The following is a 25,801-nucleotide window of genomic DNA, read 5'->3' as shown; positions in this document are numbered from 1 at the left end:
TGTCAGCAAATCAGTTTTGCGAAAAACTAGGCTTAGAAAAACTAAGGCTAACCCCATGCCCGTCTCTCCACCCAGACCTAAGCAACTCCCCATGACTGCGCTGCGCGCCTTTGAAACAGCGGCCCGGTTGGGCGGCTTTGCGGCCGCTGCACAAGAGCTGGGCATTAGCCCCGGCGCCGTGTCCGCTCATGTGAAAACACTGGAAGATAGCCTGCGCGCGCCGCTATTCCTGCGCAGCGCCAAGGGTGTCACACTGACGGCGCTAGGGGTGCGGGTACTGCCCGATTTCACCGCAGCGTTCGATCAGATGGGGCAGGCCATGCAAATGTTGCACAGCGAGGCCGCGCCGCAGGTTGTACATATTGCTGCCCTGCCCGCCGTCGCCCAATTCTGGTTGTCGCCACGATTGCCTGCCCTGCGCGCAGCAGCGCCGGACATCGAAATCTCTATCACTGCAATGGAAGTGCCGCCCAATTTAAAACGTGCGCCCTATGACCTGTGTCTGTTCTACGATGCCGCGCTGGGGGAAGAGGTCGCCAAAGACGGGATAACGCCGGTCTGCGCTCCTTCCTTTGCCGACCAGTTGCGCAGTCCCGCCGACCTGCAACATGTCCCGTGCCTGTCTGACAGTAGCTGGTCTAAGGATTGGGACCACTGGCTGAACGCTGCCTGCCCCGACGCCGCGATCACCCCGCGTGGACCAGAATTTTCTCTGTATGCATTGGCAGTTGAAGAGACGGTGAATGGAGCGGGAGTGTTGATTGGCCATACAGCACTCATTGAGCGCCAGTTGAACAGTGGCGCGCTGGTTGCGCCATTCGAAACCGTGGTTTCGCTCCCACTCAGTTTGCGCCTATGGAGCCCCCGCCGCCATCGGCGCGGCAGCCCAGCCGGACAAGTGGCGCGCTGGCTAACTGGGGCGGGCCGTGTCCCCGATCGCTAGATCAGGAACCCGCCATCAGTGTCATCCCCAGCTTCTTCCATCAGCCGCGTCATATCTGGCACTGTAACATGACGCTTGCCTTGCAACTGAATGACGCCATCCCGTTTTAGCGCCGACACCTGGCGGCTGACGGTCTCAAGGGTCAGACCCAAATAGTCGGCCATCGCCTCGCGGGTGAGAGGCAGGTCAAAAACCGTAGACACGCTATCATTGTCAGGCGTCGTATTGCGGCGGGCAATAATGGACAAAAGGCTGGCGATTTTTTCGCGCGCTGTCTTGCGCCCCAACACCAACATCCATTCGCGGGCGGCGTCCAGCTCATCCAGCGTCATTTCCAACAACCGGTGTGCAATGTGCGGTGTCTTGCTCATCAACTCTTCGAACGGCTTTTTGCGGAAACAGCACATGACCACATCAGTTGTGGCCACAACATTATAGGCAGCCCCGTCACGTCCTGGCCGACCAACAAAATCGCTGGGCAGCAGGAGCCCCACCATCTGGGTCCGGCCGTCCTCCATGGTTTGGGTCAGGGTTGCAACCCCCGACACCACGGATCCGACAAAGCCCATTTTATCGCCGGACCAGATTACGGTCTGGCCCGCCTCATAGGTGCGGTAATATTTGATCGCGTCCAGCTCGACGAGCTCATCAGCGTTGCAGCGTGCGCAGACAGCGCGGTGACGGATTGGGCAATCACTGCATTTGCCTGCTGTAAAGTTTGGGGTATTCATCATCGGTCCCAATTGATCTGGGTCAAAGTTAGTCCTGTCGGACTTGAAGTAGATTATCCAAATGACACAGAAATCACAATTGGCCAAGCTCGGTTTATTCGATGCCAAAGTGCCGCGGTACACCAGCTACCCAACCTCACCTCATTTCAGCAACGATGTCGGGCCGGATCGATTTTCCGATTGGATTTCAACGATTAAGCCCAATAGCTCAATCTCGTTGTACATACATGTGCCGTTCTGCCGCAGACTTTGCTGGTTCTGCGCCTGCCGCACACAAGGCACCCAAAGTGATTCTCCGGTGCGCGCCTATCTAGAGGTGCTGAAAGCCGAGATCAAAATGTTGGGGCATATCCTTCCCGAAGGCGTAAAGCTTTCCCGTCTGCACTGGGGTGGTGGTACCCCGACCCTGCTGGCGCCAGATATGATGACGCAACTGGCCGGGTCCATTGCCGAGATCGCTCCGTTTGCCCCGGATGCTGAGTTTTCAGTTGAGATCGATCCCAACGAGATCGACGAGGCCCGTCTTGATGCGCTGGCCGCCGCAGGCATGAATCGTGCGTCAATTGGGGTTCAGGATTTTGACGACGAGATCCAAAAGACCATTGGCCGGATCCAAAGCTATGACATCACCCGCGACGCGGTTGAGATGATCCGAGCCCGGGGCATCACCAGCCTGAACGCTGATATTCTTTACGGCTTGCCGCACCAGTCACAACAACGGATGACAGAAAGTGTACAAAAGCTGCTGTCACTCAACCCAGACCGGGTGGCGCTATATGGCTATGCGCATGTTCCGTGGATGGCCAAACGCCAGCAGATGATCCCCTCCGAGGCCCTGCCCACACCGCAGGAACGGCTGGACCTCTATGATACCGCCCGCAAACTGTTTCTTTGGGATAACTATGCTGAAATTGGCATCGACCATTTTGCCACTCAGACAGATGGCCTGACCGTTGCTCAGCAAACCGGCCAACTCAAACGCAATTTTCAGGGCTACACTGATGATCAGTCAGAAGTTCTGATCGGGTTGGGTGCCTCGTCTATTTCTCGGTTTCCGCAGGGCTACGCGCAAAACGCATCTGCCACGTCGGCCCATACCAAGGCAATTCGTGCGGGCACATTCTCGACGGGTCGCGGCCATACGTTCCGAGGCGAAGACCGTCTGCGCGCGCGGCTGATTGAAGTCTTGATGTGTGATTTCCGGATCAACTCAGCAGAGATTCTGGCTGAGTTCGACATCACGCCGTCTGCGTTGCAACAGCTATACACAGACGCCTCCAATCGCTTCCCCGACATGCTGCAAATCTCATCTCAGGGACTATACATCCCTGAAAAAGCCAGGCCGCTCACGCGAATGATTGCCCGTAGCTTTGATGCTTACGATCTCAGCAAGACTGGACACTCTTCGGCGATCTGATGATTTCAAACTATTGACGCAACTAAGCCCGGCCAACATTCGGCCGGGCAGATACAGTCACCTTGCCGCAGTCAGCAATGTACGCGTGTACTCATGCTGCGGGTTGGCAAAGACGTCCTCGGCCATGCCAGTCTCCACCACGTCGCCTTGCTTCATCACCATCACTTTGTGCGACATCGCCCGCACAACGTTCAAATCATGCGAGATAAACAGATAGGCCAGCCCGTGGCGCCGTTGCAAATCACGCAGCAATTCCACGATCTGTACTTGCACAGTCATATCCAGCGCAGACGTCGGCTCGTCCAGAACCACCAGCTTGGGCCGCAGCACCATCGCGCGGGCAATGGCTATGCGTTGACGCTGACCACCTGAAAACTCATGTGGGTATCGATCCATCGCTATCGGATCCAAACCCACCTCTGTCATGATATCTGCAACCAAATCACGTGGATCACGGTCTGGCTCGATCTTATGTATCCCCACCCCCTCGGCAATAATCTGGGCGCAGGTCATCCGTGGCGACAACGATCCAAACGGATCCTGAAATACGATCTGCATGTCCTTGCGAAGCTGCCGCAAATCTTTGGTCGAGAATTTGCGCAGATCGTTACCATGGAAATTCACACCGCCTTCTGAGGCAATCAACCGCATGATGGCCAGTGCCATTGTTGTCTTGCCCGAGCCACTTTCGCCGACAATGCCCAATGTTTCGCCTGCACGGACGGAGATCGATGAAGGATTAACCGCCTTGATATGGCCAACTGTGCGTTTCAAGAATCCACGTTGAATGGGGAACCACACCTTCAACTCCTTGGTCCGGATCAACTCTTGCGCATTTTCCGGCACAGGCTCAGGATGACCAGCGGGCTCGGCCGCCAGCAACATTTGAGTATAGGGGTGTTGTGGGTTCCCAAAGATCTCGGCCGTTGGCCCCGTCTCCACGATCTCGCCATCCTTCATCACGCAGACCTTATCGGCGATGCGGCGCACGATGTTCAAATCATGGGTAATGAACAACAGCCCCATGCCTTCACTGGCTTTCAAGTCGCCCAGCAGGTCCAGAATCTGGGCTTGGATCGTCACATCCAGCGCTGTAGTTGGTTCGTCGGCAATCAGAACGTCGGGCTTGTTGGCCAACGCCAACGCAATCATCACACGCTGCCGCTGTCCACCGGATAACTGATGTGGATAAGCACCAAGCCGATCCTCGGCGTCCCGGATACCAACCTTTGCCAACAGCTCGAGGATCAGCGCCCGCGCCGCCGCGCCCGCCAATCCCTGATGCAACGCAATAGATTCGGCCAGCTGCTTTTCGATTGTGTGAAGCGGGTTCAGCGAGGTCATCGGTTCCTGAAAGATAAAGCTGATGTCATTGCCACGCACGTCCATCAACCGTTGGTCATCAGCGCCAATCATTTCCTTACCATCGTAGAGAACAGATCCCTCGACTGAGGCGCTGTCACCCAGCAACGAAACCGTCGACAAAGCAGTAACAGACTTACCCGAACCGCTTTCCCCAACCAATGCAACAGTTTCACCTCGATCAACTGTAAAGGAAACACCTTTAACCGCCATCGATGACTTACCGTCCTGGCGGAATGAAACACGCAGGTCGTTCACTTGCAAAAGCGCGCTCATGAGAAGGTCTTTCTGGGATCAAATGCATCGCGCACGCCTTCGAAAATGAAGACCAGCAGCGACAGCATGATGGCAAAGGTGACAAACGCAGTGAACGCCAGCCAAGGCGCCTCGAGGTTCTGTTTCGCCTGCAAGGTCAACTCACCCAGTGATGGCGCAGACGCAGGCAGGCCAAATCCGAGGAAATCCAGACCTGCCAAGCTTCCAATTGTGCCAGTGATAATAAATGGCATAAATGTCAGCGTCGCGACCATAGCGTTGGGCAGCATATGGCGAAACATGATGGTCAGATTGCTCACACCCAGCGCCTTAGCGGCGCGAACATACTCCAGATTTCGCGCCCGCAGGAATTCGGCACGCACGACGCCCACCAAGCCCATCCAGCCGAACAGGATCATCAACCCGACAAGCAGCCAAAAGCTGCGGCCAAGAATGGCAAACAGGATGATGATCACATAGAGCTGCGGCGTCCCTGACCAGATTTCGATGATCCGCTGGAACACCAGATCAATCCAGCCCCCAAAGTACCCCTGTACCGCACCGGCAATGATGCCGATCACGCTGGAAATACTGGTGACAATCAAGGTAAAGACGATCGACAGCCGGAACCCATGGATCACCCGTGCTAACACATCGCGTTTGGTGTCGTCGGTGCCCAACCAGTTTTGCGAATTTGGTGGCAGTGGCGCTGCACCGGGGCGGTCCACGGTGGTGTTGTAAGAATACCGGATCAACGGCCAGAGGGTCCAACCCTTGTCAAAGCCTTCTGCCTCATACTCTCCCGACTGGATTTGTTCGATAATGCCCTCAGGATCATCAAAACAGTCCTCTATTCCACCAGATTGGATTAGGCATTCAACCTCGGGATCGCGATAGATCGCTTCGGTTTGGAAATCCCCTCCAAAGGCGGTTTCGGGATAGAAGTTGAACACAGGTGCGTAGATTTCGCCGCGATAGCTAACCAAGATCGGTTTATTGTTGGCTATGAACTCTGCAAACAATGACAAGCCAAACAACACAGAAAAAATGATCAATGACCAAAACGCGCGCCCGTTGCGGCGAAAGTTGCGCCAGCGACGCTGATTGAGTGGAGACATAGCCATTTGTTATCCCTCCCGCTTTTCAAAATCGATGCGCGGATCAACCACCACATACATCAGATCGGAAATGATCCCCACAACCAGCCCCAAAATGCCAAAGACAAACAACGTGCCAAAGATAACAGGATAGTCTCGTTGCACCGCTGCCTCGAACCCCAAACGCCCCAGACCATCAAGCGAGAAGATGGTTTCGATGATGATCGACCCGCCAAAAAACACACTGACAAAAACAGCAGGGAAGCCGGCAATCACAATCAACATCGCATTACGGAACACATGGCCATATAGAACCTTGTTCTCGCTTAGTCCCTTGGCCCGTGCCGTGATCACATACTGCTTCTTGATCTCATCCAGAAACGAGTTTTTGGTCAAAAGGGTCAGCGTTGCAAAGGCTGCTGTCGACGAAGCCGCCACCGGCAGCGCAATGTGCCAGGCGTAGTCTACGATCTTGCCATAAGTACTCAGGTTTTCCCAATTGTCCGAAGTTAATCCGCGCAAAGGGAAAATCTGCCAATACGATCCCCCGGCAAACAACACCAACAACAAGATGGCGAACAGAAAGCCGGGTATGGAGTAGGCAGCAATAATCGCAGCACTGGTCCATGTATCAAAGCGGCTACCGTCGTGGATTGCCTTACGGATGCCCAGCGGGATTGAAATCAAATAGGCGATCAGCGTTGACCACAACCCGAGCGAAATGGACACTGGCATTTTTTCCAGCACCAAGTCCAACACGCTGATCTTGCGGAAATAGCTCTCGCCGAAATCCAAGCGCGCGTAATTTCCTAGCATCAGAAAAAACCGCTGCAATGGCGGCTTATCCAACCCATACATGACTTCCAATTCTTTGATCAGTTCTTCAGGCAAGCCACGTGATCCGAGGTAATCATCGCTTCCGCTTTCCCGCATTCCTTCAACATCAGAACCACCGCCGGCAAACCCTTCGAACACATCACCCCCGCCCTGCATCTCGGCAATGCGCTGTTCGACGGGTCCTCCCGGAACAAATTGCACCAGAGCAAAGTTGATCACCAAGATCCCCAGCAAAGTTGGAATCACCAGCAGAAAACGGCGGAGGATATAGGCAGCCATGACCGGCCCCTACCGCAACACGCCAGAGGTAATCAACGCCGCTGCACGGTCCTCGTCGATCCACCACAGGTCATCAAAGCCCAGCGCATACGGTGGCAGATTGTCCGGGAAGCTATACATGTCCCAATAGGCCACCCAGTATTTGCCCAGATACCAAGTCGGAACCATGATCCGCTTGGACAACAATACCCGGTCCAGCGCCCGCACATTTGCATATAGCTCTTCAGTGGTTTTTGCTTGGACAATGTTGTCGATTAGCGGCTCGATATCAGGACCATGCACACCAGTTGGGTTGAACAGGGAGTAGGACGCCGCCTCTTCACCGAATTTCTGATACAATCCTGTCGAGGGTTGCAAGGAATTTCGATAGCCCGCCACCATCATGTCAAAATCACGGTCACGTCGCCGTGCAGTAAACTGCGCATTGTCGATCCGGTTGTATTTAGCATCGACACCCATAACGACCAGATTGTCGACATAAGGCTGAATGATCCGGTCTAGCGTTGGCTGATCCGATAGGAATTCAACTGACAGGGTCTGGCCATCCGCATTGCGGCGAATTCCATCATCCCCAACAGCCCACCCTGCAGCATCCAACAACTTCATGGCTTTCCGTATATTGCGACGATCATTCTGACGTTTGGAGCTGGATTCATGGGCGGTGATAGCCTCCTCAGTCAAGATCGCCGGGTCGAGAGCATCACCTAAACTCTGCAACACTTCCAACTCGCGACCTTCTGGCACTCCTGTGGCCTGAAGCTCACTCCCCTGCCAAAACGAATGGCGCTGCTGGAACAGCCCATACTGCAGGCTTTCGTTGGTCCATTCAAAATTATAGGCCAGCTGCATTGCCGCCCGCACTTGAATGTCCTGAAACTGCGGCCGATCCAGATTGAACACAAAGCCACTTGCACCCGGCACGTCACCGTCAAAGAAATCACCTTTTACAACATTGCCAGCGTGCAACGCAGGGAAGTCATAGGCTGTCGCCCAGCTCTTGGAGTTGTTTTCCTGGCGCAGAGTAAAAGCCCCGGATTTGAACCCTTCCATCGCCGCGACGGAATCGGTGAAATATTCGATGCGGATACTGTCATAGTTGTGGCGACCGACATTCACATTGATGTTGTCGCCCCAATAGTCCGGGTTCCGCTTATAGACCACACGCCGGTTGATGTCATAGCTGTCCAGCATATAGGGACCCGACCCAATACCTGGGTCCAGTCGCGGCTCATCCAAACGACGGTTTTCAGGATCAGCCTCAAACCAGGCCTTAGAATAAATCGGCGTTCCACCAACCTGCGAAATCATCGCTCGTTTGGGAAAATCGGGGGAAAAATAGAATTTCACCCGATGCGGGCCCAATGCCTCGGCCTTGGGGATACGTTTACGCACTGCATCGGCATAGGATTTCAAACCTTGGTCCAGCAGCAGATTATGCGAGAATACCACATCATCGGCGGTGACCGGGGAACCGTCAGAGAATACCGCCTCTGGGCGCATATTAAAAATGACCCAATCCTGGCTTTCAGGGTACTCTAGGCTTTCCGCCACCAACCCATAGTATGAAGCCGCTTCATCATAGGATGGCGTCAACAGTGATTCAAAATGCTCGGTCGAGCGCGCAGCACCACGCCCTTTGCGGGTGTAGGGATTAAAGCTGTCGAAGGTCCCCTGCGCCCCATATGATAATTGGCCACCGCGAGGTGCATCTGGGTTCACATAATCGAAATGTTCAAATCCTGCCGGGTACTTCAAATCACCAAATTCGGAAAACCCATGGCTGGTGATGATTTTCTCTTCAGCTTGCAAGAAACTGGCAAACCCCAGAGCCAATATCAGCCCCATGACCATCACACTCAGGGCCCGCTGTCGCGCCCTATTGTCAATCACGCGGGCTCGTACAACGCTACGGGGTGTGCTCATCTGCTAATCCTCCCATGCCCGCGTCTTTTTGATCGGGCCTGTCCCGGTTAAGCTAAAGGCCGGGCGTGGTAACTTTCAAGTTGAAATAACGTGATTTTTTCCCGCAGCAACCGCAATTGACGAATGAATTTAAACGCTCTGCGCGGAAAAGCGCTGCAAATTGCCTGCCAAATTCAAGCAAAAAATAGAAAAGGGCCGCAGCAAAAGCAGCGGCCCTTTGATCTTAAAGTCCTGAAAGACAGAACGGCTTAACCGTCCAGGCTGTCCAGATAAGCGATCAGGTTGACCCGGTCGCTCTGTTTTTTCAGGCCCGAGAAACCCATTGTTGTCCCGGACACATAGCTTTTTGGTTTGGCCAGGAAAGCGTCCAGACGTTCGACGGTCCAATCACCGCCAAAGCCAGCCATTGCAGCTGAGTATCCAAACCCTGCAGCTCCGCCAACCGCGCGGTCAACCACACCATACAGGTACGGACCGGTGGCGTTAACGCCATCTTCCAGTTTGTGACAAGCGGAACATTTCTTGAAGACTTTGGCGCCTTTGCCAACGTCAGCCGCAGCCATCAACTCCTCAAAGTTGACCTCCGCCACTTCTTCTTGTTCACCTGCCTCTTCCAGCTCAATCACATAGGACGCCTCGCCGTGGCTATCCATATGATAAATTTCTTCTGCAGCCCATTTGCCCAAAAGGAGAACCAGGAACGCGCCACAGAGTCCTGCAGCCGCTTTGGTAAGGGTCATCGTGTCAAACATGATCGCGAGTCCATTTTCTATAACTGAGGGGGTGTCTAAGGCTTCCCCCGGCAACTGGCAAGGTATAGACAACGCGACGAAATGCCCTTTTAAAGATCTTTTGCACGGAAGTCGCACAAATGACCCGGAAAATTGCCATTCAGGGGGAGCTGGGCTCCTATAGTCACGAGGCCTGCCGCAATGCGCGGCCCGGATTTGAGGTGCTGCCTTGCCGTACATTTGAGGATGCCATCGATGCCGTCCGCGGTGGGAACGCTGATCAGGCGATGCTACCGGTTGAAAATTCGACCTATGGACGGGTCGCTGATATCCACCGTTTACTACCGCATAGCGGGCTGCATATCGTCGACGAGGCCTTTGTTCGCGTTCATATCAATCTGCTGGTGGTACCGGGGGCAACCTTGGAAGACGTACAAGAAGCACATTCGCATCTGGTGCTTCTGCCGCAGTGCGCCAGCTTTCTGCGCGAACACAGTATTCGCGGTCGGGTCAGCCCCGACAATGCCCGCGCCGCGCGCGAAGTCGCTGAACGTGGTGACATTCACCACGCCGCTCTGGCCAGCGAACTGGCCGGTGACATTTATGGGCTGAACGTGATGGCCCGCCATATCGAAGACGAAGGCAACAATACAACGCGCTTTGTGATCATGTCACCCGAACTCGACACCAGTCGGCGTGGCGCGCATGGCATGATCACCAGTTTTGTGTTTCAGGTCCGCAACATCCCAGCAGCGCTATACAAAGCGATGGGCGGCTTTGCCACCAATGGCGTCAACATGACCAAACTGGAAAGCTACATGGTCGACGGCTCCTTTACCGCCACACAGTTTTATGCCGACATCGATGGTCACCCCGACGATCCAAATGTCCAGCTGGCGCTGGATGAGTTGGCATATTTCACAACCAACATCGAAATCCTTGGCGTGTTTCCAGCCGACAACGGCAGATTCTAACGATCAAAGTTTGTGTAGGGTGTGTGCTGGCACGCACCTGCCCTGCACCGCCTTTTGTGTAAAGGTGCGTGCCAGCACGCACCCTACATTTTTCAGGCTGTCCGGCTCAGCCGCTCTTCGGTCAGTTTGGCAAATTCCGCGACGCGCAACTTGTAGCGCTTGGTCAGCTTGCTTTTGGCCAGCTTCAGTGATTGCACCAGTAACCGCCCGGAAAGAGTTCTCGGCTTTAGCTCCAGAACAACCACCATCCGGGTGCGACGCGGAGACAAGGCCAGCAGCTCCACGTCCAGTCCACCTTCGATCCCGCCCCCTTCTGCGGATAAGCGCATTCCAGTCACCGGCTCGTACTCGGCCAGCTTCAGGTGTAAATCACGGCTCTTGCCGCGGTACATAAACTGCACATCCCAGCCAAGCCCACTGGCCGGAGCCGCGACATCGCCCATGCGCTGCACTTCAACCCCGCGACGAATAGCCGAGCGTTCAAAGTTTTCAAATTCACTGAGAACGGCAAAAACCTCGGCAATGGGAGCCTCGATGTCTTCCTTGCTCACAAATTTCATGGTGTCCCCATCAATTTAATTTTCATCACAACTTTCGAATGTGACGTTCTTATTCGTCTCAATCCAGCCTATCCGCAAGCCAGTTCTGTAACAAGAAATGCGCAATTGAACCTTTTCGGGCCGCACTGATTCTGGGATGCTCGCCGGCAAACACCATCATCATATCAGCGCGACTGACCCAGAGCGCATCCTCAATCTCTGTGGTATCGATGGTTAATTCGCGCTCCAGCGCACTACCCGCGCAGCCGAACATCAACGACATTGGAAACGGCCAGGGCTGACTAGACAGATAACTGACAGCCCCCACTCGTACGCCTGCTTCTTCAAACACTTCACGGCGCACGGCGGCTTCCAGGGTTTCGCCAGGCTCAACAAAGCCTGCCAGTAGCGAATACATCCCCTCGGGCCAACCCGGTGATCGCCCCATCAGCACCGAATCCCCATGTGTGATCAACATGATCACCACCGGATCCGTGCGTGGAAAATGCGAGGCGTTGCAGTCTGGGCAATTGCGTTGCCACCCAGCCTGAGCAACCGCGCTGGCTGCACCACAGCGGGCACAGAACTGGTGGCTGTGGTGCCAGGCCAGAACGGCCTTGGCCGTCGCTGCAAGCTCGGCCTCAAGTGGCGTCAGGAACGCCATCATCCGGCGCAATTCAGTAAACACGTCACCAACCGGCAAGTCGGGGTGATGCTGCTCGCTGGCATCGGCAAAGCTGGCCAACATGGCCTGATCCAGCGCATCAGGCTGCCAATCGCTCATATCACAGGCAAACTGTGGTGCACCCTCCGGTGTCAGCCCCAGAAAAATTGCTTGGCTTTGGCGTGCCTGCGCCAAGGGGTGATCTGTTGTGATCATTGCCAATTGATCCGGAGACGATCCGCGCCCGCTGCGGCGGGATAGCGGTTTACCCTGCCATATCAACATCACCTCAGCCTGCGGATCAGCCCAGGCCGCTTCCAGTGCTTTGGGATCTTCACGCAAATGAGCAGCCCGATCCAGACCTCCACCGCCAAAGGTCACCTGTTCTGCTCGCTTCACCTTGCGCTCCCTAGACTATTCTCAAGTGACAGCACCGCCTCTTGGCAGCTCACTTGCCCAAATTTCTGCCAGATGTGCACTTTTAACGTAACACTAACAGTGTCGCACCTTGCACATGGACTGCCACACATTAAGATCAAAGTCCAAGCCGGAACCCGCGAGAAAAAGCATCTCGGGATTGGCCTATGGGCAGTTTGTGTTAACTTTTTTGTAATTGTGGCTGGGCAGAGCCCCGGATCACTGGTTTCAACACATGGAAGGACGGCGTCCAGTAGGACACCGCGAACAATCAGGCGTCAGGCGCATCGAACAGTGACAGAACGTGACCTCTCCAACTCTAGTCAGCCGGTCTCATTGCGAGTTCTGGCAACAACCGATCTGCATATGAACCTTTTGGGGCATGACTATTATTGCGATCGAACGAACCCTGGCATTGGCCTGTCACGTACTGCCAGTCTGATTTCCCAGGCCCGATCCGAAGCCGTCAGCATGGGCGCGGCCACCTTATTGCTGGACAATGGCGACGGGCTACAGGGCACACCACTTGGAGAGCAGCCCGACGCAGCGCCCCAGCATCCTTTGATGCGGGCGTTTCAGGTATTGGACTATGATGCGATTGGCCTTGGAAACCATGACTTCAACTACGGGATCGAAGCTCTGAGCCGAACACTGCAGACTGCACCCTGCCCGGTGATCTGCTCAAACATGACAGCGGTAGACGATACAACACAGCTGCCATTTGTCAGCTCAGCCATTCTCGAACGCAACATTCCAGACGCGCCGAAGGCACCGCCCATCAAAATCGGCCTGTTATCGGTGCTGCCTGTGCAGACACTGCGATGGGATGCACACCTGCTCGAAGGACGGGTGCAGATTGCGGATATGGTGCAGGCGGCACGACAAACGGCAACCACCCTGCGCGCTGAGGGTTGCGATCTGGTCATTGCGCTGGCGCATACCGGGCTGGGGCACAATACAGGTCCGGGGTGCGAAAACGCTCTGCGACCACTGGCACTTGTTGATGAAATTGACGCCTTGGTCGGTGGTCATACCCACTTGCTCCTGCCCGATCCTGAAACAGTTTTCACCAAACCCGTTGTCATGCCCGGAGCATTTGGTTCGCATTTGGGGGTCATTGACCTGCAAATGCAACATGGCCCCGGCGGGTGGCGGCTTGCAGGATGGGACTGCGCGTTACGGGCCATTGCTCAGCGCGATAGCGGGGGTCGGCTTACACCATTGGTGGATGAAGATCCGGTGCTCACCACCGCCCTTGCAAAGGATCATATCGCCACCCGTGCCCGGATGGATCAGCCTGTTGGTCACAGCCCGCAAGCACTGCACTCATACTTTACCTTTTTTGCGCCAGATCAGGCTCTGGCTCTGGTAGCCAACGCGCAGGCAGCAGCACTTCGCCCGTTACTTTCGGATCGAGCCGAGGCAGATCTGCCTCTGCTGTCAGCGGCGTCTCCCAACAAGTACGGCGCCCGTTCCGGCCCGGATTATTACACCGACGTGGCCGCCGGGCCATTGTGTCGCCGTCATGTGGCGGACCTGCATGTATTCCCCAACGAGTTACGCGCAGTTGTTCTTTCTGGGGCGCAGGTTCTGGATTGGCTTGAAATGTCAGCGGGCCTTTTCAATCAGGTTTCCCCCGGGACCAGTGACACTGCACTGGTCAACCCAGATCGGGCCGGGCATCACTTTGATGTCTTACATGGGCTCGACTATCAGATAGATGTTTCTGCCCCTCCCCGCTTTCATGCCTCAGGCCAGCTGGCTGATATCCAGTCCCACCGCATTCGCAACGCCACCTGGAACGGGCGACCATTGGATAAAACCCAGCAGTTCGTGGTTGCAGTCAACAGCTATCGCGTTGGTGGTGGTGGCAATTTCAATATGGTGCAGCAGGCACGACAGATATCCCTGCCTCGGCGACCGATACAGTTGGCGATCTACGATTATCTGAACAGCACCCCACCAGCTGAGCCTTTGGCCATAACCACCTCCCCTTGGCAATTGGCCAGCCTCCCCGGAACCGAGGTTCTCGCTTTTACAGGCCCCGCAGCCCGGTCTCACCTAAGCGAGTTGGACCATCTGAGCCTCCCACCGGCTGAGCCAACCGCAGACGGTTTCCTCAGGTTGCGACTGCCGCTGTAGATGTACCCGACACGCCGCTTGTCTTTCGCGGCGCAGCACCCTATATCGAGATTCGAGAGGTTGGCGCGGGCAAGCGCCTCGCCAACCTGGTCAGATCCGGAAGGAAGCAGCCACAACGAGCCCCGCTTGGGTCGATGTCCAGCCTCTCACTTTATCTCTGCGCAGTACGCTCAGATTCGCAAAACCGGAGCTCTGCTCCCACAGCCTGATTGGAGGGCCTGATGATTGTAGCAGTACCGACCCCTCAGGCAGCGCACTCCTGATCCGGCCATCCGCCGTTTCCCTGCCTGAACACCACTCCTGTTGTGATGCGCTATCGCCATCACTTGGGTCTTTCTACGTTCAATTGCAGGCAGAGCCATGACTCTTACCTATACAGATCTCGGATGGTCTGACTTTTTTCAATCTCAACAAGACGCTGACGGCGACCTAACGCCCTATCGCATCTCGGCTGTTCATCGCGATAAACTAACCGGCCTTTCACCTGACGGCCAAATCCAGCTTCTGCCCGACCGTCTGACTGGCGAATTTGCAGTGGGCGACTGGGTTCTGGCCAATGCGGCGGATCAGGTTTGCGAACGGCTGGAACGACAAACAGAGCTAAGCCGCCGCGCCGCTGGAACCGACGCCCGCGTGCAGCTGATTGCCGCCAATGTCGATGTGCTGTTCATCACCACATCCTGCAACGCTGACTTCAACCTCGCCCGGTTGGAACGGTATTTGGCTCTGGCACATCAATCTGGTTGTTACCCGGTAGTCGTGCTCACCAAAGCTGATGTTGGCGAGGACGCTGCAGACTACCGGGTCAGAGCAGAATCTCTGGCGCCCGCCCTTTCGGTGCTGACACTCAACGCCAAAGATCCTGACGATCTCAAACAGCTGTTAGACTGGGTCAAGCCCGGTCAAACTGCGGCTTTAGTTGGGTCATCCGGTGTTGGCAAAACCACCCTGACCAACGGCCTGACCGGCAGCGCAGATGCAGTGCGCGATATCCGCGAAGATGACGCCAAGGGCCGCCATACCACCACCGCCCGCTACCTGCGCCGCATGGTCCACGGTGGCTGGCTGATCGACACCCCCGGGATGCGCGCCCTGCGAATCAAGGACGCCGACGAAGGGGTTGAAGAGGTCTTTTCCGATATCACCGAAACCGCCCAGAGCTGCCGGTTCAGCGATTGCGCCCATAACGGCGAGCCCGGCTGCGCTGTCATTGCCGCTGTTAAGAACGGCTCGCTGGAACAGGAACGCGTGGCTCGCTGGCAAAAGCTACAACGCGATGAAGAGCGGAATTCCGAAACCTTGCTGCAATCGCGACGTCGCGACAAAGGCTTCGGAAAGATGGTCAAATCGATGAAACGCGATCACAAAGGGCGCAAGGGATACTAACCTTCCCCCAAAGGCGTGCCCGTTTGGGCGCGCCTTATTCCGGTATCAACGTCGGCCAAAGGGCAGCATTGCGGCGGGCAAAAGCCCCTAAGTGACCCACCTTCTTCAACCCATAATCCTGCGGTTTCAGTTCAGTTCTGGTCTGCTCCACATCACCAAAAACCTCTCCCAACCGCCATACGCAGGCAGGGGGAATCATTTCGTCGTCACTCAACGCAAATAGATCCACCGGGACATCCCAGCTCTGCCAGTCCGGCAACGGCAACCCAGCCCCGACCTCGGGCAGATAGCTCCCCGGCGTGGTGCACCACTTGCGCCATTGCCAGTAAACACTGGCCGGCAGGTCCGCGCCCAATCCTAATGCCCGACCCGGCAAATACCCCATCAGTTTGACCGCCAGCGGCACATGCCCAAACCAAAAGCTCAGCGCCAGGGCACGATACGGCCATGGGTGGTCATTGTGATGGACCAGCCCACCAGCGACCACGATCATTCTGGAAATATCCTCAATCCCGTCCTGTAGCGGCATCAACATCGCCCCTAGAGAGTGTCCAATCACCCACAGTGGCGCTTCAGGATAATGACGCCGCATTTCGTCACGTGCAGCCGGCTGTTCCACCATCGACCAGCGCGCCATCGTGGCATCTGACCGACGTATAGAGCGTTGCGCAGACTCGCCAAAGTCACTGTAATCATAGGTCAGGCAGGCCATCTCCCGCTCTTCTGCCAGCCAGCGGGCAAAATGCCGATAAAACCTCTGCGGTACCCCGGTTGCCCCATTTAGGACCACCACAGCGCGCGGAGTTCCTTTGGGCCGATAAAGGCGTCCTGTCAGCTCGACCCCGCCTGCATCAAAGCGCAATTGGTCAGCCTGATCCTCGGCCTCCGGGTCAAAGTTTTCGAAATCTAGCACATCACACCCCTTCTAGACCGATTGGTCCACACGACATCTCTGGACCAATCGGTCTAGGCGTGTCAAGGTGGCAAAATGAATGATGTGTCCCCTCCCCAAAAAGCCGCCAAGCCCAGGCCGACCAAAGATCGACTGATCCGTGCAGCGGCCCATTTGTTTAGCAACCGGGGATATCACGGGGTTGGTCTGGCCGAGATCCTGGCCGAAGCTCAGGCCCCTAAGGGATCGCTGTATCACCATTTTCCAAATGGAAAATCTGACCTAGCCATGGCCTCGGCGACCTGGGCATCGGATCAAATTTTGCTACTGGTTGCCGCATCTTTTGAACCCTCCGTCAGTTTTAAAGATGGTGCAGAAACGCTCTGTCAAAAGCTGGCGGAATTGTTTGATTCAGCGGGAAAATGGTGTGGCTGCCCGGTCTCTTCGACCCTATTCGAAGGGCCCGACAACGCAGAGTTCCACCGCCATGCCGCCCATCTCTTCGAGGGCTGGATTACAGAAGTCGAATACCACGCCCATCGTCTCGGATTGGCCGAGGAGGACGCCGCTGCAACCGCACAAAAGTTCTATATCCTGTTGCAAGGCGGCTGGCAGCTGGCACGGATGCGCCGTTGTGCGGATGTGCTCCGGTCCTTGCCTGCGATTCTATGATGTAGACTTGGGGCCCGCCATTTGCACGATCCGAAACGGTCAGACCCCCTTCACTTTTCGCCGACCATAGGCCCATTGCAACTGTTCGGGGGTCTCGACTGCGCAGGGCCGAACAGCTCGTAACCGCTCCAGTGCCAGTTCTGGTCGCTCGCCACATTCGATCATCAACCGCAGAACCACCATCCCCGACCGACCACAGCCGCCTCGGCAATGCACCAGAACCCGGCCACCCCCGACCAATGCCTTACGCGCCATATGGCTGGCGGCTGGCCATTTCGACAGAACTTTGGCGGATGGCGTGCCGAAATCGGGCACCGGCAAGTGCACCCAACGACTGGCCATGCTCTGAATGTCCGTGCCCAATGTGCCCCCACCCACGGCAACGTGTTCGGCCTCGGTGGTCATTGAGATCACAATCCCCGGCTTCCAGTCGTGAATATGCTCCAGATCACCACAATAATCGCCACCAGCACCGGGCAATGGGCAGAGCGCCAGAATACCATCCGCCACCGACAGGGCGTGGATCACCAAACTGCTGCCGTCCTGATTGCTTTCCTCGCCCAGCATCGCCTCTCCTGCCACTGCCATCACCGCATGCCTATCGAAGACACTGCGCCCAACTGTAGCCCGACCAACCATTTGTACCAAAACAAATTCACCAAGCAGCCCGCAGAGCCGCAACAGCGGTGGACGAAACCGGCAGGCTTGCATACCCTGCGCCAAACACGATTGACCCCGAATCCGGCACGAGTACATATGAGCGACACATCCAACGACGCAGGCATTGAGGCCGGACCTAGCCAATACCAGGTTCTGGCGCGCAAATACCGCCCCGAGACCTTTGCCGATCTCGTCGGTCAGGATGCCATGGTGCGGACGCTGAAAAACGCGTTTGAGGCTGATCGTATTGCCCAAGCCTTTATCATGACCGGGATCCGCGGCACCGGTAAAACCACCACGGCCCGGATTATCGCTAAGGGGATGAACTGTATCGGCCCGGATGGCACCGGCACCCCGACGACCGAACCCTGCGGTGTTTGCGAACACTGTACCGCCATCATGGAAGGCCGTCATGTCGACGTGATGGAAATGGATGCTGCTAGCCGCACCGGCGTTGGTGATATTCGCGAAATCATCGATTCGGTCGCCTATCGCGCTGCCTCGGCCCGTTACAAGATCTACATCATCGATGAGGTTCACATGCTGTCGACCAGCGCGTTCAACGCGTTGCTGAAGACACTGGAAGAACCGCCAGCGCATGTGAAATTCATTTTTGCCACCACCGAAATCCGCAAGGTTCCCGTTACAGTTCTATCCCGCTGCCAACGCTTTGACCTGCGCCGAATCGAACCCGAGGTGATGATTGCGCTGATCAGCAAGATCGCCAATGCCGAAGGCGCGCAGATTTCTGACGACGCTCTGGCGTTGATCACCCGTGCCGCCGAAGGTTCAGCCCGCGATGCGACCTCCTTGCTAGATCAGGCGATTTCTCATGGCGCAGGCGAAACCAGCGCCGACCAAGTGCGCGCCATGTTGGGCCTCGCCGACCGAGGTCGGGTGCTGGACCTGATCGACATGATCCTGCGCGGCGATGCGGCTGCTGCCCTGACGGAATTGGGCTCGCAGTACGCCGAGGGTGCCGACCCGCTGGCAGTGTTACGCGATCTCGCCGAAATCACCCACTGGGTATCGGTAGTGAAGATCACTCCGGATGCTGCCGAAGACCCAACGATTTCACCAGATGAACGCGCGCGCGGTAGCAAAATGGCCGAAGCCCTGCCGATGCGGGTGCTGACCCGCATGTGGCAAATGCTGCTCAAGGCGCTCGAGGAAGTCTCCGCTGCGCCCAACGCCATGATGGCGGCTGAAATGGCAGTGATCCGCCTGACCCATGTCGCTGATCTGCCCAGCCCCGAAGAACTGATCCGCAAGTTGCAAGATATGCCGCCGCCACCTCCGGCCGCCCCACCATCTGGGCCTGGCGGTGGTATGGCAATCGGTGGCGGCGCCGCCCAAGGGAGCGCATATTCCAACGCCCCATCCGGCGCCGGTGGCCCCGTTGCGTCCGGCGGCAACGGCACAACGCTGGCCCTTGCCCCGCAAGCGGATGCCGCACTGGCCCGCTACCCCAGCTTTGAACATGTGGTCGAACTGATCCGCACCAATCGCGATGTAAAGCTATTGGTAGAAGTGGAAACCGGTGTGCGGCTGGTATCCTATCAACCCGGACGGATCGAGTTCACCCCATCCGACAGTGCCCCGGCCAGTCTGGCCTCCCGACTGGGATCAAGCCTCCAAAACTGGACCGGCAGTCGCTGGGCCGTTGTGATTACATCAGGCGGCGATGCCCAAACCATCGCGGAAAAAAGCGACGCAGCCGAAAACGCTCTGCGCGCCGAGGCAACCTCCCACCCGCTGGTGCAGGCCGTTTTGGAAAAATTCCCCAAAGCCAAGATCACTCGTATTCGTACCGCAGAGGAACTGCAGGCCGAAATCGCCGCCGATGCGCTGCCTGAGGTCGAGGACGAATGGGATCCGTTCGAGGACGGCTGATTTTCAACCGCCCCCTCAGGCAAGCCATCAAACGATGACATCATCCGTTTTCACCACTTTGGCGTAGCCCATTGCCAGCGGTGCCATAAAGGCAGCGTGAACCTGTACCGCGCTCAGCTCCACACCATCAAACCCCATTTCCTTGGCTCCGCAGGCATCTTCGACCACTGTGACCTGGAAGCCAAAATCAGACGCCGCCCGCGCAGTGGCATCGATGCACATCTGACTCATCGCGCCGCAAATGGTCACCGCTTCGACCTCAGCCTCGCGCAACAAGTCTAGCAACCCTGTTTCGTAGAAACTGTTGGCGCGCGCTTTGGTCAACACGGGTTCGCCCGTTTTCGGGGCCACCGACACATGGATCTCGGCACCTGCAGTTCCCGGCCGGAAAAACGGTGCTTCGGGTGAGGCATTCTCATGTCGAATGTGAAGCACCAAATGGCCCTGCTTGCGCGCATCAGCCAGTAGGGTAGCGGCATTGGCTGAAACGCGCTCCATCTGATGCAGCGTCCAATCGCCACCTTCAAAATAGTCATTCTGGATATCCACAATTATCAGCGCTGTCTTGGGCATCGTTCTCTCCTTGATGCGGTTACTCCTCCTTTCTGGACCGGGTTGACCAGTGGGACGATTGGCAGATATGACAAGTTTTGTGCCGAACACGCCAAACCCCATCCTTGCGCTGGTAGACTATCCCGGTGTCCAACGCTCTGCCCTTTGGGGGTTGGCGGATATGTTCGCGCTGCTCCCGCGTTTGCACGACGACCAATCAGGACCTGAAGTCCGCATTATCAGCGCAGCCGACCCTGCCCCCAGCCCCTGCGACGCTTTTGTCTTTCCGCCCTCAATTGATAACAGTCAGGGCACCGAAGCACCGCAACTCCTGGACTGGGCCGTCACGCAACATCACGCTGGCGCACTGGCCTGTTCCGTCTGTGCCGGTGCCTTTTGGTTGGGCCACGCCGACTTGCTGACCGCGCGCCCGGCCACCACGCACTGGGCCCTCGAAGACCGATTTAGAGCCGCTTTTCCCAAAGTTGACCTGCGTCCAGAACACATTCTGATCGACGATCATGACGTCATCACCGCAGGAGGGCTAATGGCCTGGCTGGATCTCGGGCTATACCTGACAGGGCGGTGGTACGGCAGCGATGCAGTGTCACGGCTGGCGCGTCACCTTCTGATCGACCCAGCGGGACGCGAGCAGCGGCACTATTCCAGCTTTCGCCCCAACCGCAGCCATGGCGATGCGCAGATCCTGACAGTGCAACGCCATATGGAACGGCAGGTTCAAGACCAAATGCAAACCGAACAACTGGCAGTGCTGGCAGGCATGTCTCTGCGCACTTTCATGCGCCGGTTTCAGTCCGCCACAGGGTATCCCCCGGCCACCTACCTGCAGGCCCTGCGAATCGAAAAAGCACGGGCGGCTCTGGAACGGGGCGGCGAAAGCGTCAGTGAAATTGCCTGGAATGTCGGTTACCAAGACCTGTCGGCTTTTTCGCGCGTGTTCAAAGCCCGCACAGGCCTAAGCCCCGGAACCTATCGACGTCGGTTCCATATCCAGCCTCAGCACCATCCATAATGGAATGGCCACCGCTTTCCCCTTGTATGGTGGCTACAGCGACCGTATTTAGCGTTCATACCCATTCTACAGGAGAAAACAGATGCTCAAAGGCCTCGGCGGTCTTGGTGATATGGCCAAGATGATGAAATCCGCACAGGAACTGCAAACCAAAATGGCTCAGATGCAGGACGAATTGCACAATGTCATGGTTGTTGGTGAATCCGGTGCTGGCCTGGTCAAGGCAACAGCCAGCGCCAAGGGCGACCTCAAGGCTCTGGATATCGATCCCTCTATCTTTAACGGTGACGATAAAGAAGTGGTCGAGGACCTGATCCTTGCTGCGATCAAAGACGCGCAGGCCAAAGCCTCGGAAAAAGCTAAAGAAGAAATGACGCAGCTGACCGAAAGCATGGGCCTGCCCAAGGACGTCAAACTGCCGTTCTGATCCCGCTTCCAACTTGGCAAAGGCGGACTGCCCGCCCTTGCCCTTGGTCATCTGCTCGGGTCTATATAACGAGCATTGCAAAGGCCAAATCATGATCAGAAATTCTACCGACGAAATCGAGGTTTTGATTGCTCTGATGGCCAAGCTGCCAGGGCTTGGGCCACGCTCGGCCCGGCGTGCAGTTCTGCACCTGATCCGCAAACGCGCCCTGTTGCTGACCCCGCTGGCTGATTCGATGAGCGAGGTCGCGCTCAGCGCCCGCGAGTGCCTGAACTGCGGCAATGTCGGCACCAGTGAAATCTGCGATATCTGCACAGATGACCGGCGCGCCAATGGCGAACTTTGTGTGGTCGAGGATGTTGGCGACCTCTGGGCGATGGAGCGCGCGGGCGTGTTCAAAGGCCGCTATCACGTGCTGGGCGGCACCCTATCGGCACTGGACGCCATCGGCCCGGAAGAGTTGCGCATCCCGCGTTTGGTGGACCGGGTCACAGCCGAGGCCATCAGCGAAGTCATTCTGGCCCTGAACGCCACCATCGACGGCCAGACCACAGCCCATTACATCGCCGACCAGTTGCAGGATCAGGTCAAGCTGACCACGCTGGCGCAGGGTGTGCCAATTGGTGGCGAGCTGGACTATCTGGACGACGGCACCATCACCGCCGCCATGCGCGCGCGCAAAGAAATCTGAACCAGCCTTATCAGGTCGGAATATGTTTCGCTGAGAACGGTGCCCATTGATCAGCCCATGGCTGCGCCTGCTCCAGCTCGTACGCCAACTGCAACAACAGCGCATCGTGACCCATCGGGGCATGGAACATTGACCCCACAGGCATTCCTGTCTCAGCGGAAAATCCCAACGGAACATTCATTGCGCAATCCCCAACTGCATTCACCGGCGAGGTCATGCTCAGGATATGTTCCAGATCTACACCTTTGTGGGCAAAATCATCCTGATGACGGATGGCTCCGTACTGCGGCGTTTCCACCGGTGACGTTGCGCTAAAGATCACATCAAACTCGCCAAAGACATCGGCATAGGTGCCCGCCATACTCTCAAAATAGGCCAGCCCCTGCGCAATCTGATCAGGCGTATAGCTCAACCCTTCGACCATCATGGTTGCAGCCATATGGGACAACAAACCAGTCTCCAACGGCCCTCGTCCACTGATCTGCATGGCGCGTTCCAGCATTGGCGCAAACTTGGGTAAAAAGGCCCAGCGAAACTTCTCGGCGTATTCCTCACCATTGATCGGGTGGGCGATTTCTACCACGTCGTGGCCTAGGCCCTGCAGTAAGGCCACAGCATTGTCCTGAACTGCAGTAACCGACTCGACAGGCGGAGCAAATCCACTGGCCCCTTGCCGGGTATAAGCAATGCGCAGGCGCCGCGATGATGGGCCTTCAACAAACCCCATCGGTGCAAGCTCCCCTTTGGGGTCTTCGCACACTTCCATCAAGGCGGCAGCGTCGCGAACAGTACGTGAAATTGGACCATTGGTCTTGAACACGTCATGGCCGCCATAGGTTTCCCCCGACAACATCCGCCCCCGGCTGGGTTTGAACCCAAACAGATTACAGGCGCTGGTTGGCAATCTGTTGCTGCCGCCACCGTCAGTTCCATGTGCCAACGGAACAATGCCTGCTGCCACCGCACAGGCAGAGCCCGAACTGGACGCAACGCAGGAATACTCCAAGTCCCAGGGATTACGCGCTGTGCCATACAGCTCGCTATCGAGCCCATTGGCAAATTCCGGGACCACGGTAGTCCCAATAATATTCAGTCCCGAAGATTCTAGCGCAGCAGTATAGGCCACGGACTGCACCGGCACATTCGACGCCAAGAACCGCGACCCATCAGTGCGCCGCACACCACCAACATCCACCATATCCTTGACCAAGACGGGGACACCGGCAAACCGTGTTTCACGCGACATCTTGGTCGCGTTCTCTCTGGCCCGGTCAAAAGTTGGAGTGGCCATAAAATTCAACGCCGGGTTCAACACCTCAGCCCGCCGGATCACCACTTCAGCTAACTCAGCGGCAGTAACGTCTCCGGATTTAACCAGTTCCGCCATTCCCACTGCATCATAGGCAATGAATGGGTCATCCAACTGACGACGCGCCTGAGAAATTCCAGGTACAGCGACAACTGTAGCAGCAGCGCCCGAAGACGCTAAAAATGCACGGCGGCTCAACATTTTCAAACTCCAGAATTTTCAAATTCTGTTTCAAGTTAAATGGCCGGGCCGTTAAAACAACCGCCAAAACGTAAAACCATCACTAGGCTGCATCGTTGCAAGCATTGTAAGAGGATCGACGCCCGTATTGAGTTGTCGTCATCCTCGTCTTCAAGACTTGTGCGGACGGTTTTTCAGGACAGCTATTAGCGACCATGCACTCCATAAGCTAAGCCAAGCAGGCAGTTGGATAAGGACAAGGTTGGTTGCCGCTACGAGATCAACGGGCATCCCGCGTTGGAAAAATATCCACGCGTGAAACAACGCGTGTAGAGCTGGCCAAAGACAGCCGAACACTGCGACCTCGGGTGTTCGAATTCCATAAATCAAGCCCAGACCAGACACGAGATAAACCAATCCGATGTCGCGCACAAAATGAAGATTGAACGGCCCCATCATGGTGATTCCGGGTACGGCGACGTACCACCACTCTGGCAGGACCCACATGACCAGCGCATTCAGGGCATAGATCACGCCAATGCCAAACAGCACCCACTTATGCATTTGTACTCTCCTCATTTCAAACCGGCGCGGGCTTAACGTCCCAGCAGTCTGTTTCTTGCAAAAACTGATGGATGCACCTGATCAGCTGGCCAAGCTCACATAAACAGTCCGGCCGCCATGCAGATGATGGCAATCGCAGCGAAGAGCGATGTTGAGGGAAATCGCAGCGGTCCGATCCCGGCCTTCAGCGCAACAGCAGCACTTAATACCGAAAGCGCAAAAGCCAAAGCGCCGAGAAACACCAGCGAGGGCAAGTGTGGATCGAACGCAAGCCACAGAAAGCCGCCCACCATAAACGCAATCAGAACCGTCGTGACATGCCAGCAATAGTAGTTGAGCCATTTCGATGGTTTCGGCAGGGATCGATCCACCAGTAAAGGCGCAGCAACGCGCCGCCCCCCAACAAAGGTATGCACAAGAAACGTCACAACTGAAGCAGCAGCCGCGAGGCTGGTAAACATCATGAGCATAAGTTTTCGGCCTTTACTAGAATCATTTTTCTACTATAATTTGTCTTATGGGGAGAAAGTCAACATTTTCAGATCAAAAAGTGTTTTCTGCCGTGAGCAATCAGGTCGGCAGTGGCGTCGGGTTCCGCATTCAGGATCTGGCGGTTGAAACTGGCATCTCAATTGGATCGCTCTATCACCGCTATCAATCCCGCGAAGGTGTGCTCGCAGCGGCTTGGGTTGATGCCCTGCGATCATTTCACACGGAATTCTTAGCCGCGTTGGATACCCCTGGGCGCGAGGCGGGAGAGCTTGCTGCCATGGCCACGCCGCGCTTTTCAAGGCAGCACCGGGACAAAGCGATCATCCTATGCCTGGGTCGCCGCGAAACCATGATGGCTGAAAACGCGCCTCAAGAGCTGCTCGCAGCTACTGAAGAAGAGAATGCAAATATGAAACACAGGCTCGAAACCTTCGCCGCGCGTGAAAACCTCAGCCATCAAGCCTGCATGCATGGTATTATTGGGTTCCCTCTGGCCGCGGTGAAACTCTACTTGCCCCACGCAGAGGTCCCAACGTCGGTTGATCACTATGTCAAAGCGGCCTACCTGTCGGCGATTGAACTCAATCTATAGCCGATAGTTTTGTAAGAGATCATCACGGCCCACGCTTTATAGGCAACACTCCCGGCACGGTGGAAGTGCGCCAATCACTTTGCGCAACAGCCGCCTTCTCAAATGAAACAAGCCTTCTGAGTTCCAAAAGGCCTACAACGCACCGCT

The 25,801-nt window shown here is 56.3% G+C and carries 25 protein-coding genes and 1 other RNA gene; 12 read left to right on the top strand and 14 right to left on the bottom strand.

The annotated features are described in order from the left end of the window. Window positions 1–55 precede the first annotated feature (55 nt). Window positions 56–943, top strand: coding sequence for a LysR family transcriptional regulator (locus FEE96_RS01950; protein WP_138161307.1), 888 nt, complete (start codon window positions 56–58; stop codon window positions 941–943). Here FEE96_RS01950 and fnrL read toward each other — a convergent pair. Beyond that, window positions 940–1,674 carry a transcriptional regulator FnrL gene (fnrL, locus tag FEE96_RS01945; RefSeq protein ID WP_138161306.1) on the bottom strand — a complete coding sequence of 245 codons (735 nt, stop codon included), beginning with the start codon at window positions 1,672–1,674 and terminating at the stop codon, window positions 940–942. The two genes, FEE96_RS01950 and fnrL, sit on opposite strands and share 4 nt — an antisense overlap. Window positions 1,675–1,735: 61 nt before the next feature. Between fnrL and hemN the strand changes: the two genes are divergently transcribed. Further along, window positions 1,736–3,091, top strand: coding sequence for an oxygen-independent coproporphyrinogen III oxidase (gene hemN / locus FEE96_RS01940; protein ID WP_138161305.1), 1,356 nt, complete (start codon window positions 1,736–1,738; stop codon window positions 3,089–3,091). A 57-nt stretch (window positions 3,092–3,148) separates the two neighbouring features. On the opposite strand, the gene FEE96_RS01935 is transcribed toward hemN, so the two are convergent. From FEE96_RS01935 to FEE96_RS01915, 5 genes are all read right to left on the bottom strand, one after another. Next, window positions 3,149–4,729 carry an ABC transporter ATP-binding protein gene (locus tag FEE96_RS01935; RefSeq protein ID WP_138161304.1) on the bottom strand — a complete coding sequence of 527 codons (1,581 nt, stop codon included), beginning with the start codon at window positions 4,727–4,729 and terminating at the stop codon, window positions 3,149–3,151. Then, window positions 4,726–5,832 carry an ABC transporter permease gene (locus FEE96_RS01930; protein ID WP_138161303.1) on the bottom strand — a complete coding sequence of 369 codons (1,107 nt, stop codon included), beginning with the start codon at window positions 5,830–5,832 and terminating at the stop codon, window positions 4,726–4,728. Before FEE96_RS01930 ends, FEE96_RS01935 begins: the two co-directional genes overlap by 4 nt. A 3-nt stretch (window positions 5,833–5,835) precedes the next feature. Then, window positions 5,836–6,921, bottom strand: coding sequence for a microcin C ABC transporter permease YejB (locus tag FEE96_RS01925; RefSeq protein ID WP_138161302.1), 1,086 nt, complete (start codon window positions 6,919–6,921; stop codon window positions 5,836–5,838). A 9-nt stretch (window positions 6,922–6,930) separates the two neighbouring features. After that, entirely contained in the window at window positions 6,931–8,844 is a 1,914-nt protein-coding gene (locus FEE96_RS01920; RefSeq protein WP_138161301.1) for an extracellular solute-binding protein, read from the bottom strand. A gap of 248 nt (window positions 8,845–9,092) precedes the next feature. Further along, the gene (locus FEE96_RS01915) at window positions 9,093–9,596 is read right to left on the bottom strand and encodes a c-type cytochrome (protein WP_138161300.1); all 504 of its coding nucleotides are present in this window, start codon (window positions 9,594–9,596) and stop codon (window positions 9,093–9,095) included. 119 nt (window positions 9,597–9,715) lie between these two features. On the opposite strand from FEE96_RS01915, the gene FEE96_RS01910 reads away from it, so the two are divergent. Continuing rightward, on the top strand, window positions 9,716–10,549 hold the full coding sequence (locus FEE96_RS01910) for a prephenate dehydratase (RefSeq protein ID WP_138161299.1): 834 nt from the start codon (window positions 9,716–9,718) through the stop codon (window positions 10,547–10,549). 92 nt (window positions 10,550–10,641) lie between these two features. Here FEE96_RS01910 and FEE96_RS01905 read toward each other — a convergent pair whose 3' ends face one another. Together FEE96_RS01905 and nudC are read right to left on the bottom strand one after the other, a co-directional pair. Continuing rightward, window positions 10,642–11,109 carry an SRPBCC family protein gene (locus FEE96_RS01905; protein ID WP_138161298.1) on the bottom strand — a complete coding sequence of 156 codons (468 nt, stop codon included), beginning with the start codon at window positions 11,107–11,109 and terminating at the stop codon, window positions 10,642–10,644. A 58-nt stretch (window positions 11,110–11,167) separates the two neighbouring features. Beyond that, a complete protein-coding gene (gene nudC / locus FEE96_RS01900; RefSeq protein WP_138161297.1) occupies window positions 11,168–12,151 on the bottom strand; it encodes an NAD(+) diphosphatase in 984 nt (327 codons plus the stop codon). Between the two features lie 312 nt (window positions 12,152–12,463). Here nudC and FEE96_RS01895 point away from each other — a divergent pair, with 312 nt between their 5' ends. The 3 genes from FEE96_RS01895 (at window position 12,464) to rsgA (ending at window position 15,697) form a co-directional block, all read left to right on the top strand. Beyond that, a complete protein-coding gene (locus FEE96_RS01895) occupies window positions 12,464–14,311 on the top strand; it encodes a 5'-nucleotidase C-terminal domain-containing protein (protein ID WP_246079239.1) in 1,848 nt (615 codons plus the stop codon). 53 nt (window positions 14,312–14,364) lie between these two features. Beyond that, window positions 14,365–14,463: signal recognition particle sRNA small type (ffs, locus tag FEE96_RS01890), an RNA gene on the top strand. Between the two features lie 208 nt (window positions 14,464–14,671). Further along, a complete protein-coding gene (gene rsgA, locus FEE96_RS01885; RefSeq protein WP_138161295.1) occupies window positions 14,672–15,697 on the top strand; it encodes a ribosome small subunit-dependent GTPase A in 1,026 nt (341 codons plus the stop codon). 34 nt (window positions 15,698–15,731) lie between these two features. On the opposite strand, the gene FEE96_RS01880 is transcribed toward rsgA, so the two are convergent. Continuing rightward, on the bottom strand, window positions 15,732–16,610 hold the full coding sequence (locus FEE96_RS01880) for an alpha/beta hydrolase family protein (protein ID WP_138161294.1): 879 nt from the start codon (window positions 16,608–16,610) through the stop codon (window positions 15,732–15,734). A gap of 75 nt (window positions 16,611–16,685) precedes the next feature. Here FEE96_RS01880 and FEE96_RS01875 point away from each other — a divergent pair, with 75 nt between their 5' ends. Further along, window positions 16,686–17,261 (top strand): TetR/AcrR family transcriptional regulator, encoded by a 576-nt coding sequence (locus FEE96_RS01875; RefSeq protein WP_138161293.1) that lies wholly within the window; start codon window positions 16,686–16,688, stop codon window positions 17,259–17,261. Window positions 17,262–17,300: 39 nt separating this feature from the next. Here the strand turns inward: FEE96_RS01875 and FEE96_RS01870 are convergent, their stop codons facing one another. Beyond that, on the bottom strand, window positions 17,301–17,828 hold the full coding sequence (locus tag FEE96_RS01870; protein ID WP_138161650.1) for a protein-tyrosine phosphatase family protein: 528 nt from the start codon (window positions 17,826–17,828) through the stop codon (window positions 17,301–17,303). 189 nt (window positions 17,829–18,017) lie between these two features. Between FEE96_RS01870 and FEE96_RS01865 the strand changes: the two genes are divergently transcribed. Beyond that, window positions 18,018–19,814 (top strand): DNA polymerase III subunit gamma/tau, encoded by a 1,797-nt coding sequence (locus FEE96_RS01865; RefSeq protein WP_138161292.1) that lies wholly within the window; start codon window positions 18,018–18,020, stop codon window positions 19,812–19,814. A gap of 27 nt (window positions 19,815–19,841) precedes the next feature. On the opposite strand, the gene FEE96_RS01860 is transcribed toward FEE96_RS01865, so the two are convergent. After that, window positions 19,842–20,387, bottom strand: a complete 546-nt coding sequence (locus FEE96_RS01860) for a cysteine hydrolase family protein (protein ID WP_138161291.1) — start codon at window positions 20,385–20,387, stop codon at window positions 19,842–19,844. A gap of 67 nt (window positions 20,388–20,454) precedes the next feature. Here FEE96_RS01860 and FEE96_RS01855 point away from each other — a divergent pair, with 67 nt between their 5' ends. From FEE96_RS01855 to recR, 3 genes are all read left to right on the top strand, one after another. Continuing rightward, window positions 20,455–21,399 carry a GlxA family transcriptional regulator gene (locus tag FEE96_RS01855; protein ID WP_138161290.1) on the top strand — a complete coding sequence of 315 codons (945 nt, stop codon included), beginning with the start codon at window positions 20,455–20,457 and terminating at the stop codon, window positions 21,397–21,399. An 82-nt stretch (window positions 21,400–21,481) separates the two neighbouring features. Beyond that, window positions 21,482–21,826, top strand: a complete 345-nt coding sequence (locus FEE96_RS01850; protein WP_138161289.1) for a YbaB/EbfC family nucleoid-associated protein — start codon at window positions 21,482–21,484, stop codon at window positions 21,824–21,826. 91 nt (window positions 21,827–21,917) lie between these two features. Then, window positions 21,918–22,517: a recombination mediator RecR gene (gene recR / locus FEE96_RS01845; protein WP_138161288.1), complete on the top strand. Its 600-nt coding sequence runs from the start codon at window positions 21,918–21,920 to the stop codon at window positions 22,515–22,517. A 10-nt stretch (window positions 22,518–22,527) separates the two neighbouring features. On the opposite strand, the gene FEE96_RS01840 is transcribed toward recR, so the two are convergent. The 3 genes from FEE96_RS01840 to FEE96_RS01830 form a co-directional block, all read right to left on the bottom strand. Beyond that, on the bottom strand, window positions 22,528–24,027 hold the full coding sequence (locus FEE96_RS01840) for an amidase (protein ID WP_138161287.1): 1,500 nt from the start codon (window positions 24,025–24,027) through the stop codon (window positions 22,528–22,530). Between the two features lie 150 nt (window positions 24,028–24,177). After that, on the bottom strand, window positions 24,178–24,570 hold the full coding sequence (locus tag FEE96_RS01835) for a hypothetical protein (protein WP_138161286.1): 393 nt from the start codon (window positions 24,568–24,570) through the stop codon (window positions 24,178–24,180). A 95-nt stretch (window positions 24,571–24,665) separates the two neighbouring features. Then, a complete protein-coding gene (locus tag FEE96_RS01830; protein WP_138161285.1) occupies window positions 24,666–25,040 on the bottom strand; it encodes a hypothetical protein in 375 nt (124 codons plus the stop codon). A gap of 92 nt (window positions 25,041–25,132) precedes the next feature. On the opposite strand from FEE96_RS01830, the gene FEE96_RS01825 reads away from it, so the two are divergent. Then, entirely contained in the window at window positions 25,133–25,654 is a 522-nt protein-coding gene (locus tag FEE96_RS01825; RefSeq protein WP_171021581.1) for a TetR/AcrR family transcriptional regulator, read from the top strand. Window positions 25,655–25,801: the final 147 nt, after the last annotated feature.

Source organism: Parasedimentitalea maritima (genome assembly GCF_005771405.1).
GTDB lineage: Bacteria > Pseudomonadota > Alphaproteobacteria > Rhodobacterales > Rhodobacteraceae > Parasedimentitalea > Parasedimentitalea maritima.
Note: the sequence above shows the minus strand (reverse complement) of the source record. Positions and strands in the feature narration are given on the sequence as shown.

Coding starts and splice junctions, on each gene's coding strand:
- FEE96_RS01950 (WP_138161307.1), top strand. CDS start 56: ATGCCCGTCTCTCCACCCAGACCTAAGCAACTCCCCATGACTGCGCTG.
- fnrL (WP_138161306.1), bottom strand. CDS start 1,674: ATGAATACCCCAAACTTTACAGCAGGCAAATGCAGTGATTGCCCAATC.
- hemN (WP_138161305.1), top strand. CDS start 1,736: ATGACACAGAAATCACAATTGGCCAAGCTCGGTTTATTCGATGCCAAA.
- FEE96_RS01935 (WP_138161304.1), bottom strand. CDS start 4,729: ATGAGCGCGCTTTTGCAAGTGAACGACCTGCGTGTTTCATTCCGCCAG.
- FEE96_RS01930 (WP_138161303.1), bottom strand. CDS start 5,832: ATGGCTATGTCTCCACTCAATCAGCGTCGCTGGCGCAACTTTCGCCGC.
- FEE96_RS01925 (WP_138161302.1), bottom strand. CDS start 6,921: ATGGCTGCCTATATCCTCCGCCGTTTTCTGCTGGTGATTCCAACTTTG.
- FEE96_RS01920 (WP_138161301.1), bottom strand. CDS start 8,844: ATGAGCACACCCCGTAGCGTTGTACGAGCCCGCGTGATTGACAATAGG.
- FEE96_RS01915 (WP_138161300.1), bottom strand. CDS start 9,596: ATGTTTGACACGATGACCCTTACCAAAGCGGCTGCAGGACTCTGTGGC.
- FEE96_RS01910 (WP_138161299.1), top strand. CDS start 9,716: ATGACCCGGAAAATTGCCATTCAGGGGGAGCTGGGCTCCTATAGTCAC.
- FEE96_RS01905 (WP_138161298.1), bottom strand. CDS start 11,109: ATGAAATTTGTGAGCAAGGAAGACATCGAGGCTCCCATTGCCGAGGTT.
- rsgA (WP_138161295.1), top strand. CDS start 14,672: ATGACTCTTACCTATACAGATCTCGGATGGTCTGACTTTTTTCAATCT.
- FEE96_RS01875 (WP_138161293.1), top strand. CDS start 16,686: ATGAATGATGTGTCCCCTCCCCAAAAAGCCGCCAAGCCCAGGCCGACC.
- FEE96_RS01870 (WP_138161650.1), bottom strand. CDS start 17,828: ATGCTGGGCGAGGAAAGCAATCAGGACGGCAGCAGTTTGGTGATCCAC.
- FEE96_RS01865 (WP_138161292.1), top strand. CDS start 18,018: ATGAGCGACACATCCAACGACGCAGGCATTGAGGCCGGACCTAGCCAA.
- FEE96_RS01860 (WP_138161291.1), bottom strand. CDS start 20,387: ATGCCCAAGACAGCGCTGATAATTGTGGATATCCAGAATGACTATTTT.
- FEE96_RS01855 (WP_138161290.1), top strand. CDS start 20,455: ATGACAAGTTTTGTGCCGAACACGCCAAACCCCATCCTTGCGCTGGTA.
- FEE96_RS01850 (WP_138161289.1), top strand. CDS start 21,482: ATGCTCAAAGGCCTCGGCGGTCTTGGTGATATGGCCAAGATGATGAAA.
- recR (WP_138161288.1), top strand. CDS start 21,918: ATGATCAGAAATTCTACCGACGAAATCGAGGTTTTGATTGCTCTGATG.
- FEE96_RS01840 (WP_138161287.1), bottom strand. CDS start 24,027: ATGTTGAGCCGCCGTGCATTTTTAGCGTCTTCGGGCGCTGCTGCTACA.
- FEE96_RS01835 (WP_138161286.1), bottom strand. CDS start 24,570: ATGCATAAGTGGGTGCTGTTTGGCATTGGCGTGATCTATGCCCTGAAT.
- FEE96_RS01830 (WP_138161285.1), bottom strand. CDS start 25,040: ATGCTCATGATGTTTACCAGCCTCGCGGCTGCTGCTTCAGTTGTGACG.